The organism is Thermoproteus sp. CP80 (assembly GCF_002077075.2).
Taxonomy (GTDB): domain Archaea; phylum Thermoproteota; class Thermoprotei; order Thermoproteales; family Thermoproteaceae; genus Thermoproteus.
Map to the genome: position 1 here is coordinate 25092 of NZ_LCWM02000016.1, position 12292 is coordinate 37383.

Sequence of the window (12292 nt, forward strand, 5' to 3'; positions counted from 1 at the left end):
GTAGCTGGGGCCCGGCCTATGTGGCACGCTGCGTTTCTGCCGTTTCACTGCGACCGCGTCCCCATCGGCCTTGCTTTCCGCCGACCCAAATCCATACGCACGCGCGATGTTGAGCCTCCCAGAGCTGAGGATCCGCCGACGGCGGCCCATCGGGGGTGCTTGGCCCAGCAACAGTAGGGCGAGCACGGACGCGTGGAGGGATAGCTGAGGGCCGGCGCCAGCCGTGCGGAGATTCGGCATAATGCGTCATGCCGTAGAAACAACGCCGGCAATCTCCGTCGCTGTTGGCCGCGGCCGTTGGCGTCGCCTCGAGTCCCTACAACGCCGGAGGGGGTGCGGTGTAGACGAGACGCAGGTGCCTAGGCTCCTGCCGGCCGTCGCCCCATCTCCTGGGCCGCGCGCCCATCGCTGAGAATCCTAGGGACTGTGGCCATCGTCCTCAACAAGTGCAAGAATAATATAGTTATTTGTCGATCAGCACAGCGATGCTATGCCTACCTATGTTGAGGCTTAGTAGTGTCCGCATCGCCCTATGTTAAGCCGCTTACGCCCTGTGGTCGATTGGCTTAAGGTTTTTAGAGGAGGCGGTATATACGCCGTGGCCCTAGTCGCTATCCCGGAGGCGCTGTTGGCCGAGCTCAGGAGAAGGGGCGTGGACGTAGAGTCGTGGATAGTCGACGTGCTCGCCAAGGCCCTGCAACTAGATCCCAAGACCTCGGCGGCAGCCCACATGGAGCTGGCCGAGAGGCATCTGGAGGAGGGCAAGGCGCTGGCTGATAGAGACCCGGTGCAAGCAGGCGAGAAGCTCTACAAGGCGGCCGAGGAGGCCGTGAAGGCCTTGGCCATATGCCTCGGCCTAGACGTCGTGGAGAAGGTCGAGACCCGCGGGCGTTGGACCGCCGCAGAGCTCGACAGGTCCGCTAGAGACGCGGCGAGCAGGCTGGGCAACTGGCTTCTCGACGCGTGGGACCACGCGTGGGCGCTCCACGTCTGGGGCTTCCACGAGGCGAAGCTGGACTCCGACTCCGTCAAGGCAAGGATGCCGCATATAGCTAGGCTGGTCGAGGAGGCGAAGAAGGCCTGCGCCTGATGGCCTCGGCATGCCGCATCGTCCCGGCGCTGGACGTCTAAACTGAAATACGGCGCCCAGACGCCCGACAGCGAAAGGATGAGGAGCCGGGGGCCTCGGCCGCGTCTAGATTGGCGCAACGCTGGCGCTTCGCCCCGTCGAGATCCGCCGTATTTAAAAGCTCAGTATGTGTAAAAAGCTATTGTGTTACCATTCCTCCTCCTCGTCCCACTCCTCCTCGAACTCCTCCCAAAGCTCTTCCTCCTCTTCCCACTCCTCCTCCCGAGGCATAGGTCTGGCTGGGGAGGGGTATATAAAGATGCGCTCTATTGGGCCTATTGGTGGAGCCGGCGGCCGTCAGAAGGGCCTATATAGAGGGGGTGGCCCAGAGGAGGGTTCGCTACACATTGCTATATAGCGAGCCGGCGCCCCTCGCGGCCCTCCTGGAAGGCGCTAGGCGCTATGTCCAGGACGTAGCGGCCGAGTGGGGCGCCTCTCTATGCCCCGCGGAGCTGCCCAGCCTCGGCGTGCTCTCGATCGGCTGGCTCGGCGGGACTCTCCTGGCCGATCTGTCGATATGCTTCCCCCTATCGAGGCCCCTTCCGCCGAATCTAGACCGGCTCCTCGCGGCCAAGTTCAGGGAGGTCTCGCTCTGCCTCGAGCCCATGGGCCCGGTCGGCCCCGTCGAGGGGTATTCCCAGGCGAGGGTCCCGGCCCTTAGACAGAGGGGCGTCGTCCTCAGGCCGGGCGCCGCCGTGGTGAAGATGCGCGGGCTCTACTTCTTCGCCAGGGCCTACGCCAGGCCCGACCCGGCGGGCGGAGTCCTGCTGGAGGTGGCCAGGCTTAGATGCGGCGGGGCGGACGCCGAGCGGGGCCTTCTGGAGGCTAGGAGGATCCTCAGACGTCGGGGTAGGAGAGCATGAAGACCTCCCTCAGCTCGGCCAACTGCTCCATCCTCCCCAGCCTCCTTATGATGTTCCTGGCCAGCGTCCACGCGGCGTTGACGTCCCTGTTTAGCTGTACCTTGCAACGGGGGCAGTAGACGAGGCGGCCCTTCTTGACCATCCTCCCGCCGCATACGGGACAGACGTCGGACAGCATCGTGGTGTGCAGCTCCACGAAGTGCTCCCGGCCTATGTCCAGGAGCTCCTTCAGATGTCTCTCGTACTGCGGCATCATGGGTATGTCGGCCACGAGGATGTTGACGCCCCTCTTGGGCACGAACGCCTCCTGTATGCTCGACGCGACGCCCTTGGCCAGAAGCTCCGTGTATCCGCCTAGCCTGAAGACCCTGTAGGCTATGCCCCCCTCGTTTATATCCATGGCGTGCACGACTAGGGGGCTCCCCTCTATCAATTCCCTCAGCCCGAGCCGCTCGCCGTCTCTGACGAGCCTCACGACGGCTCTGTCGTCCCTGACGTAGACCTCGGCCTTGGATAGGCCCAGCTGGGCCAGGTCCGTGTAGGTCAGGCGCCACGATTTGTAGAGACATATGGGCACGTCGCCGAGGTAGAGCGACACGACCGACTCCACGATCCTCACAGGCCCCCCGAGCTCCACCACGGCGTAGTCGCCGCCGACGGCCTCCCGGGCCCTCCCCGCGTCGCACTTGAGGCTATATGTCAGCATGCATCCACCTCGGAGTACTTAAAAAAGATCAGACGCCGAGCCTGATCCCGAGCTCCGCCACCCTCTTGTTCAGATCCCTCAGCAACGACTTGACGTCGACCGCGACCACCTTGCCGTCCGCGATGTCCACATGTATCCAGTCGTAGGAGGCTTGCAACCCCTTGGCCCTCGCCACCCTCATCCTCCTTATGAAGAGGCCCATCTGCTCCAGCTCCGGGTCCATCTCCGCCTGTATTATGACGTCGGCCAGATGCTCGGCGAGCGCCACAGCGTTCCTCACGTCCTCAACGTCGGTGTGGACGACCCCCACCACGAGCGAGCCCGTATACTTGGCGAATATCTTCAAGCCTCTAAACAGCTCGAAGACGTTAGAAGCCCTCAGGATTATCTCGTTGAGGGAATCTATCACCACGACCCCGCCTCTCACCTCGTCGGCCAGCTCGGCGAGCTTGTCCAGAACGGCCTTGGTGTCCAAGACGTCGAGCTTGGCCTTGCCCCACCCCTTCATCTTGTTGAGCCTATCGGTGGGGGCGTAGAAGCCGTCCACGATTACGGCGGACCCGGGGTCAACCCCCCTCCGCCTCAAGGTCTCAGCCACGTCCTCGGGCAATGCGTCCACGGCGAACACGGCCACAGGCGCCTTGGACCTGGCGGCAGATGCCACGAAGCAGTAGGCGAAGAAGGTCTTCCCGACGCCGAGAGGCCCCTCCAGAAGCACGAAGTATCCAGGCGGAAGCCCCTCGGGCGGCAGCTGCTCGTCGATCGGGCCTATGCCGGTCCTCATGGAGATCTTCCGGAGGATATAAATATGGTTTCCCCGTTTAGCTTTTAACCCGCGACGCGTCTGCCGACGTGCCGGCGATAGCGCCGTTCGACCCCTGGAGGAACCCCCTCTGTCCCTGTCCGCCCAAATACGGCCTCAACCCCTACACCGGCTGCGGCCATTCCTGCACCTACTGCTATATATCGAGCTATATACCGAGGGCGTTCCAGCCCAGGCCCAAGGAGGACCTCCTGGAGAAGGTCAGGAGAGATCTAGGGAAGCTGCCGCCGGGCTCGGTCATCTCGCTCTCCAATTCCTCCGACCCCTACACTCCCCCCGAGGCCGAGCTCCGGCTCACCCGCCGAGTCCTCTCGCTGATACTCGAGGCGGGCCACAGGGTCTTGATAGTCACGAAGTCCCCCCTGGTCCTCCGGGACATCGACATATTGGCGAAATACCCAGGGAGGGCCGTAGTCCAGATAACCGTGACGACCTTAGACGGGGCAGTCGCCGAGAGGCTGGAGCCGCATGCGCCGAGGCCCTCCGCGCGGCTGGAGGCGGCGAGGAGGCTGGCCGAGGCGGGGGTGCCCGTCGGCGTGAGGCTGGACCCCATAGTGCCGTACGTCAACGATTCCGCCGGGTCTCTCTCGGCGGTGGTGGACGCAGCGGCCGACGCCGGGGCCAGGCAGCTCGTGGCCAGCACGTACAAGGCGAAGCCCGACAACTTCGCCCGGCTGGTCAAGGCCTTCCCCGAGGTCGCCGACAGGCTGAGGGAGCTCTACTGGGCCCGCGGAGCCTATCTGCACGGCCAGAGGTACGCCCCCGCCGAGTACAGAAGGCGGGTTTTGGAGCTCGTCAAGGGGATGGCCGAGGCGAGGGGGCTACAGTTCGACATATGCAGGGAGGAGTTCTTCGACCTCAATACCCCCGGCACGTACTGCGACGGGAGCCATCTGCTCCGTCGGGCCTAGAGGGCCGTCTCGAGGCGCCGCGGGCCCTGGGCCTGTATACATCTAGACGCTCCAACGCCCTCCGCAAAGGCGCGGCGAACTCGGCGCCGCCCGCGGCGAGGGCCGCTCCGTCTCCAAGCTTCATAAATAATAAACTATTATAGATCTATGATCCCCTCTCTGCTCGGCGTCGAGCTGTTGAGGCTGCTGAGGCGCACGCCCCTCTGGCTTTTCTTCGCCACTCTGGCGATGCAGAGCATCCCCTTCAACCCCATACCTAACGTCTTGCCTCTGGCGGCATACGTGGCGAGGCACGCCGAAGATCCCCTGGGCCTTTATCTGTCCGTCGCGCTGTCCGCCCTAGGGGCCGTGCTGGGCAAGCTGGTGGTGTTGAGGTTCGGGAGTTCGCTGAGGGCGCTGATGCCGGCCAGGAGCAGAGAGGCGTTCAAGAAGCTGCTGGAGATGGTGCCTGGGGATAGGCTGGACCTCGCCGTCTTCGCGATCGCCGCATCTCCGCTGCCCGACGACGAGGTGTATCTGCTCCTCGGGGCCGGGGGCTACAGCACCAGGAGACTCGCAGCGGTTTTGATCCCGGCCAAGGCTCTGTGGGCGGCGACCCACCTGGCCTACGCCCTGGCCACGTATAGAGCCGCCAAGCTTCTGGCCGGGGACGCCGCGTTCTGGGCCTACGCCGTCTCGATATCGGCGTTGACCCTCGCCTTGACCGTGGCCGCGCTGCGGCTGGACTGGGCCGCCGTGCTGGACGCGTATAGATACGGCGGAATCAAGTCGGCCGTAGCCGCCGGCCTCAAGAGCGCCCTCTCCCTAAGGCGCAACAGGCCGAGGCTCTAGCGCAGCCGGCTGAGCCTCAAGCCGGCGGATCAAGCCGTCGAGCGGGGGAGGCGGATCTGTAGGCCTCCTGGAGGAGGCCGTTTCATCGAGGCGGACGCCGCCTCTCGGGGCCTCACGCCGGAGGCCTAGAGGTATTGGACGCACCTATTTATTAGCTCCCCCGGCCCACTCCCCTCAGGAGGCCCTCAGACGGATCCCGCGGGCCTGCCGGCTCGGGGACGCCGCTGTGGCCCGCCGCGCCTAAGGGGCCGCGGCGGCTCCCCTCGGATCTCCGTCACTCCAGATATACCCCGGCCCTCAGCGGCAGGGCGGCGCGTCTCTTCCCGCCGAGGTCGGGCGCCTTCTCGTCGTCGGCCCTATAGATATCCACCTCCATGCCCAGCTCTCTCGACAGGAAGGTCTTGAGCTCCGCCAGAGCCGAGTACTCGTCGAAGTCCTCCACCTCCTCTATCAGGGCCTTTAGGTCGTCGTCCATCTGTCTGGCCACGTCGAAAAGCCTCTTGGCGACCTCGCCGGGGACTCCAGCCGATATCAGCTCTCTGACGTCTCTCGCCTTGACGGCCGCCTTGATCCAGGCGAAGTTGTTGTTGACATATATCACGGCACGTTTGGCGTCCTTCCTCAGCTCCCTGAGGCCCGCGATATCCTCGACGAGGCGGTCGGCGTAGCGCACCGCCAGCAAGGTCCTCCTATCAACAGCGAGCCTCGGCCACGGGGCCTTCGCCGCGAAGGGCCTCTCCCCCAGCCTCTCCCACAGCTCCTCGGCCAGGTGGGGGACGAAGGGCTCCATGGCCACGGCCCACGCCTTGAGGACCTCCAGGACGGCGCGGCTGGGGACGTCCACCATCTCCAGATACCTCTCCAGGGCTCTCCTCATGTCGTAGAGCACGTACACCGCCGCCTGCCTTACGGACACTTGGTCCAGCGCCCTGGCGGCCTTCTCCATGAGCGACGCCGCCTCGGACCTCAGCCACATCTCGGGGAGGCCCTCGCCGTCCCGAGCCGCCCTCTCGGCCGTCGAGACCACCAGGTTGTAGATATCCTCAAGGTGCTTCGCGACCGACCTGGCCGCGCTCGACCTGAAGTCGAGGTCTTGATCCACCTCGGCCGAGGTGGCCAGAGTCGCCCTCAGGGGGTCGGCGCCGAATTGATCCACGGCCTTGCCCAACGCCAGGACGTTCCTCTTCGACTTCGACATCTTCTCGCCCTCGACCAGGACCCAGCCGTTGGCCACTATGCCCCTCGGCCACAGCTCCCTGGGGAATATGGCGGCGTGGTTGAAGAGGAAGAAGGTGAGGTGGTTGGGTATCAAGTCCTTGCCGGAGTTCCTCAAGTCCAGCGGGTACCAGTAGGAGAACTCCTCCCTCACGGCCCTCAGCGCCCTCTCGTCGGCGCCTATTGCCCTGGCCACCTCGGCCGCGTCGCCCCTCCCCAGGAAGACGTAGTCCCAGAACGCCTCGGTCAGCTGCTCGGGCTTGAGGCCGAGCTCTCTGATCCTCCTTATGACCGTGTAGTACGCCATATATATGGTGGAGTCGCTGAGGCTCTCGATGATCCACGTCGGGTCCCAGGGCAGCGGCGTGCCTAACCCCCTCGTCCTCGCGCACGCCCTCTTGTCGAGCCAGTCTATGGTGGCCTCGAACTGGGGCCGCGCCTCGTCGGGCACTATCCTCATCGAGGCGAGCAGCTCCTTGGTGGCCCTCTTCCAGTTGGGATCTCCGTAGTTGAGGAACCACTGGCCCTCCAGGACCTTGACCACTATCTCGGTGCCGCATCTGCAGTACACCGGCTTGTTCATGATCTCGTACATGCCGCCGCCTATCCCCGCCGCCTCCATCCACGCCCTTATCCTATCTCTGGCCTCCCTCACGGGCCTGCCCGCGATAAACGCGGCGAAGAAGCCTCTGAGCAGAGAGCGCGCGGGCTCCGGCAGGTGGAGGCCTACTCTATCCGCCACGTCCTGCCTCATGTAGCCCCTGCTGAACTCGGCCATGTAGACCTCCTTGGTGGCGTCCTCCAGCCTCGCGTCCCTCTGGTCCCTTATGCCCATCCTCTCCACCACCTCCTTGGCGGGATATTCGCCGTATCCCTCCACCGATATGAGCGGTATGAGCTTCACCTCGCCTAGATCCCGCAGCGCGGCGTAGTCGTAGGGGGCGTGGGCCGGCACGGACATCACTACGCCCGTGCCCGTCTTGACGTCGACGAAGGGGGCGGGATATATCGGCACGAGCTCGCCCGTGACGGGGTTCCTGACCCTCCGCCCGACGAACGAGGAGCCCTTGGTCCTCTCGACGGTCTTGACCTTCCTCTGGAACGACAGCTTGAAGGCGGCGTCGAGGCTCAACACCATCTTCCGCCCGTCGACCTCAGCCACGGCGTAGTCCCCCTCGGGGTTGATCCAGAGGTTGGTGACGCCCAGCACGGTCTCCGGCCTGAGGGTCGCCGTGGGGTATATCAGCCCGTCCTCCCCCTCGAAATAGATCAAGGCCCATTCGCCTATATCGGGCTCCTTGTCGTCCTTGGTGTCGTGGGCGCCCACCGGCATCTGGTGCTTGGGGCACCAGCCCACGGGATGTCTGCCCTTGACGAGAAGGCCCTTGTCGTACAGCTTCTTGAACTGCCACCTGATGAACTGCTGGTACTCGGGATCTATCGTGGTGAACTCCCGGGTCCAGTCTATGGAGAAGCCGATCTTCTTCATGTACTGTTTGGACAGCTCCCTGAAGTAGTTGGCCAGATAGAGGGGGTCCCCCATCTTCCTCAGCTCCTCCTCGGGCACGTCGTAGATGGCCTTGAAGTCCTCCATGGCGTGGACGTCGCCGGCCGCTATGGACTCCGCCACCGTCAGTATGGGCGTGCCGGTGTAGTGGAACCCCATGGGGAAGAGGACGTTGTAGCCCTTGTGGCGGTGGTAACGCGCCATTATGTCGGCGATCAGGTACGTGCGGCCGTGCCCGATGTGGATGGCGCCGTTGGGGTAGGGATAGGCCGCGGTTATGAAGAACTTGGGCCTGCCGGGCTCCGGCGACGGCTCGAAGACGCGGGCCTCGGCCCAGCGCCTCTGCCACTTCTCCTCTATCTGGCGAAAGTCCATAGAGGCGCCGCGCGGCAACTCGCTCATAACACCCCCGATGCCGATCTTATTAAAACATTAACCGCCGAGCCGAAGACGCATAGTGTTACGCGCCACGCATGGGCTTGCTACTACTGCTCCTTCTCAGCGTGTTGTGCCTAAGATGACATATGCTTTACCTGCCGATATGAGGGGGCGCCTACGAGGAAGAAAGAGATCACTGCTCCTCGCCAGACCCACTTGGCGGCGTTTCGAAACTCCTCCACGCCCGTGGTCTCAGCTAACTCGCTGTACGTCCTTCTGTAGATCTACTGCGCAAGCCCCCACAGGCCTATCGGCGGCCCGTCTCCTCCAGCCATTTCTCTATGGCCTCTGCCAGCTCGGCGTAGCGGGCGAAGCCGTCTAGGTGCTCCCTGCCGCACACGATATCTATCTTGCCGTCACTCCTGCGGTATATCCTCGGCTCCTCGCCCGTAAGGGCTTCCACCAATGCGGCGAACCTCTCGGCGTCTGCCTCCTTGCCTCCCGGCGCGTTGGCTCTCGCCGCGGCGAAGCCCCTAGCCTCGTTTTTGGCCCCATATCTGCCGAAGGCTACCTCATAGTCGCTCTTGACGCCGTCCACCTCGGCTGTTATGGTAATCCTCAAGAGGGTCTTGCCGCTCCTCCCCTTCCCGAACTCGGCCCCTCCGCCGAGGACGTCCACCACGTACCTCCTGCCCCCGACGAAGACCTCAGCCCCCCTAACGTCCGCAAGTCTCAAGGAGCCCACAGCCTTGCCCCTCCTCACGATCTCCAGGGCCTTCTCGTAGACGGCGCCGCCCTTCTTCCTGGCCCTCTCCAATATGAGGTCTACGAACTCCGCCGCAAGCCTCTGCCGCTCCCCCTCGCCGTGGACTGAAAGCCACGCGGCGCGCTCAAGGCCCTCCCTGAGGACCCTTACATACCCCGCCTTCCCGCCCTCCGGCATCTTCACCGTGAAGTGGCGGCCCTCCTCGAGGCCCATCGCCTTAAGCCGCTGGACCTCCCGCTCCATGTTGCTGGGGTTTGTGGGCTGACATTTGACCTCAAGTGCGCCGCTATGGTCAAGCCCCACGTAGTACTTAGGCCAGCCCTCCCTCGCCGCGCGTCCCTTCTCCAGCTTGTCGAGCCAGCGTTCCGCCTTGTCCGCATCCACCCAGCCGCTCTCGGCGGCCGCCTTGACAATGTCGGCGATGGCTTTTCTAAGCTCCTCACGGCTGACCGCAAGCATGTCTGTAGCGGCCCAGACTTGCCACACGCCTCTTTCGCTAACCCTCTTCACCTCCACGCTGACTCCAGCAAGCCTTAGCAAGCGCGCCGCGAGCTCGGCGCGGCCCCGGTCCGACGATTGGAATTGGAGCACGATCGCATCTCTGCGGAGATAGACGTTGTATTTCACCTTGATGTCGCCCTCCGATATGACCAAACCAGCGGCGACGAGGCCTTTTGGAGTCCTCCTTATGCTCCCCTCGCCGGACCGCACCCTCACTTGGGCCTTCTCCACGAACCCATCGAACTTGGGGCTTAAGTACCCTCCGCCGGCGGAGGGCGCCGCCACCGCAAGAATGCGCATGAGCCTGGCGGCATCGTCGCCGGTGGCGGCTATGTAGTAATATCTGCCCTCCTTTATGTACGTCCGCACGCCGAACTTCAGATCGCCGGGCAGGAGCTGGTTGAGCGACCGCAACGTGGCGAGGCGCAGGAGCGTAGCCCCACCGCCCAGCTCCCCTCCGACGGCCAGCACGACCTCCCTCGGCCCCACCGTGCCGTCCCCCGCTATCGCCGTCGCATACATCTCGCCGAACCACAGCAGGGCCTCCCTTCTGTCGAACCCGCCCTTCGCCTTGTCCAGCATGATGAGCTCCAGGGCGGGCTCCACGAACTTCCTGGCTATCTTGTCGTCGGCGCAGTCCCTCGCCAAGCAGCGCATATCGTTTAGGGCGAAGTCCACGACGCCCCAGACCTCTCCCCTAACCCTTTCCACATCCTCCTTGAAGATGCCGGCCAGCTCCTTAGCTAGGTTTTCGATGCGCTTCTCTGCATCTTTCTTATTCCCCTCGGTGTAGCGGATAATCAGATCGGCCAGTCTATCGGCGTATTCGCCGGCTATCCTCCCGCTGCTCAGCGCCTCCACGGCCCTCGACAGCCTCTTGGCCCGCTCCTCACGCCACTTGCCGTCGTCCAACCCCCTCCTCGCCTCGGCGAAGTGGGCGAAGAGAGCAAGCTCGCCCAGCATCCTCCTCGCCAGCCCCTCCCTCTCGGCGTCCTCCGCCTCCCCGGGGCCGATCCAGGGCTTGATCGAGCCGGCCAGCTCCCCGACCTTTTCTAAAACCCAGCTCCAGCCTATCGAGTCCACCAGCTCCCGCCAGTTCTCGACGGGGTGACCCAGCACGGACTCAAGCCATTTGCTCCCCCTCAGGATATGGTCCTCCCTCTCGCGGGGCCAGTACATAGTGATGTTGGGCCTACGGCCCTTCCTGGTGACGTTGGCTCCGCCTCTGCTCAATTCCTCCTCGCCGAGGAGGGCGATGTACCAGGCCGCCTGCCAAGGATGGGCGGTGGCGGCCTTTATCCATCCCCTGGAGGACGACATGTCTGTGGCACGCCACGCCATGAGTTGCGGCGCCTTGTCGAACCCCGAGAGGTCCGGCGCCGCCCTCCTCGCCTCCTCCACGAAGCGCCTCACCTCCTCCTCGCCGGCCTTGGAGCTGGCCACCGTCTTTCCCACCTTCAGAGCGTCTAAATACGACTCGACGCCGCCGTAGGCCCTGAACACCTCGAAGCCCCCCTCAACGCGCCTGAACCTGAGGTCCTCATCGTCGGCTCTGCTTAGGAGGTAGCGGAGGAGCGCGGAGGCGGCCTTGTCCTCCCAGCCCGCGGCCCCCTTAGGCGAGCGGGACGGGTCGACGGCCTCGCCGCGCCCCTTAGCGATCCGCCACGCCTTCTCGTAGGCGGTCGCGGGCGTCGACAACACTATATCCGCCAGAGCCCCCTCGCCCGCGAGCAACATCGCCGCGTGCCCGTATATCCCGCCCCTGGCTATGGAGAGAAGGGCGGCGTATGCCTTGGTCCCCATGTTGGCGCCTCCGAACTTGGAGAGCTCGCCGCTCCTCGCCTCGGCCAGCCCCTCCGCCCTCTTCAGGTCCACCTCCAGGAGGGGCCTGAGCCGCTCGTATACGTCGCGCCTCTGCGAGTAGGACGCCAGCACGACGTTCAGCTCCCTCCTCGCCAGCTCGGCCGCCTCCTCAAGCCTCCCATGCGCCTCGCGGAGCTTCCCTATCTCGCCGGCCGCCACCGCGAACTCGCGCTCCTTAACCCGGTCCCTCGCCCACCCGAACCACCCGGCCCAGTCGCGGTAGGCCTCCGCGCTCCTCACAAGCGCCCTGTAGAGCATGAGGGTAGCGACAACTGCGGCGTCCTTCTCGTCCTCGTCCTCCACCTTGTCGAGCGCCCTCCTCAGCTCCGCGAGGGGCCTGGGCAGACTTCCGGATCCGGCCGGCCTCAGAAGCTCCGCGTACGGCCTCTCGCCCCTCAGAGGGGCCTTGAGGACCTCATCGATAGTCCTCTCGTCGATCTTCCACCGCTTGTACCTCTCGGCCAGGGCCCTGAACCTCTCCGCCGCCCTCTCGCCAGCGTCGGCGAGCCCGGCGAAGAGCGGCAGGCCGGCCGCCGCGTGGGCCAGCCTGCCCAGCTCGATGAGGCCCCACAGGTTCATGGCGGCGGAGGCCGCCATCAAGCCGACCGCCACCGCCGCGGTCAAGAAGAGGTGGGCCTTGTGCTCATCTACCCAAGCCAGAACCCCCGCGACCGCCTCGACGAAGAGCTCCGCCGGCCCCTCCACGGCTCCTGGCCCCCTCGAAAAGCTCCTTCGCCGTGCGGCTGATAGCGTGGTCGATACGGGGCCGGAGCGGCGCGCCTGCGGCGCGTCCAGCTGG

The 12292-nt window shown here is 64.7% G+C and carries 8 protein-coding genes; 4 read left to right on the forward strand and 4 right to left on the reverse strand.

Annotated elements, in window-relative coordinates:
- Nucleotides 1–598: 598 nt before the first annotated feature.
- Together B7L68_RS04650 and B7L68_RS04655 are read left to right on the forward strand one after the other, a co-directional pair.
- Nucleotides 599–1090, forward strand: a complete 492-nt coding sequence (locus B7L68_RS04650; RefSeq protein WP_238136329.1) for a PaREP1 family protein — start codon at nt 599–601, stop codon at nt 1088–1090.
- A gap of 320 nt (nt 1091–1410) precedes the next feature.
- On the forward strand, nt 1411–1992 hold the full coding sequence (locus tag B7L68_RS04655) for a hypothetical protein (RefSeq protein ID WP_238136330.1): 582 nt from the start codon (nt 1411–1413) through the stop codon (nt 1990–1992).
- On the opposite strand, the gene B7L68_RS04660 is transcribed toward B7L68_RS04655, so the two are convergent.
- Complete coding sequence (locus B7L68_RS04660) at nt 1967–2698, reverse strand: zinc ribbon domain-containing protein (RefSeq protein ID WP_081246520.1); 732 nt, start codon at nt 2696–2698, stop codon at nt 1967–1969. The genes B7L68_RS04655 and B7L68_RS04660 overlap by 26 nt on opposite strands.
- Nucleotides 2699–2726: 28 nt before the next feature.
- On the reverse strand, nt 2727–3482 hold the full coding sequence (locus B7L68_RS04665; protein ID WP_081246521.1) for an RAD55 family ATPase: 756 nt from the start codon (nt 3480–3482) through the stop codon (nt 2727–2729).
- Nucleotides 3483–3550: 68 nt separating this feature from the next.
- On the opposite strand from B7L68_RS04665, the gene B7L68_RS04670 reads away from it, so the two are divergent.
- Complete coding sequence (locus tag B7L68_RS04670) at nt 3551–4432, forward strand: radical SAM protein (RefSeq protein ID WP_081246522.1); 882 nt, start codon at nt 3551–3553, stop codon at nt 4430–4432.
- A 147-nt stretch (nt 4433–4579) separates the two neighbouring features.
- On the forward strand, nt 4580–5263 hold the full coding sequence (locus B7L68_RS04675; protein WP_081246523.1) for a hypothetical protein: 684 nt from the start codon (nt 4580–4582) through the stop codon (nt 5261–5263).
- Nucleotides 5264–5537: 274 nt separating this feature from the next.
- On the opposite strand, the gene leuS is transcribed toward B7L68_RS04675, so the two are convergent.
- Together leuS and B7L68_RS04685 are read right to left on the reverse strand one after the other, a co-directional pair.
- Entirely contained in the window at nt 5538–8387 is a 2850-nt protein-coding gene (gene leuS, locus B7L68_RS04680; RefSeq protein ID WP_081246524.1) for a leucine--tRNA ligase, read from the reverse strand.
- Between the two features lie 283 nt (nt 8388–8670).
- Complete coding sequence (locus B7L68_RS04685; RefSeq protein ID WP_081246525.1) at nt 8671–12198, reverse strand: PaRep2b protein; 3528 nt, start codon at nt 12196–12198, stop codon at nt 8671–8673.
- Between the last annotated feature and the right edge of the window lie 94 nt (nt 12199–12292).

Coding starts and splice junctions, on each gene's coding strand:
- B7L68_RS04660 (WP_081246520.1), bottom strand. CDS start 2,698: ATGCTGACATATAGCCTCAAGTGCGACGCGGGGAGGGCCCGGGAGGCC.
- B7L68_RS04665 (WP_081246521.1), bottom strand. CDS start 3,482: ATGAGGACCGGCATAGGCCCGATCGACGAGCAGCTGCCGCCCGAGGGG.
- B7L68_RS04675 (WP_081246523.1), top strand. CDS start 4,580: ATGATCCCCTCTCTGCTCGGCGTCGAGCTGTTGAGGCTGCTGAGGCGC.
- leuS (WP_081246524.1), bottom strand. CDS start 8,387: ATGAGCGAGTTGCCGCGCGGCGCCTCTATGGACTTTCGCCAGATAGAG.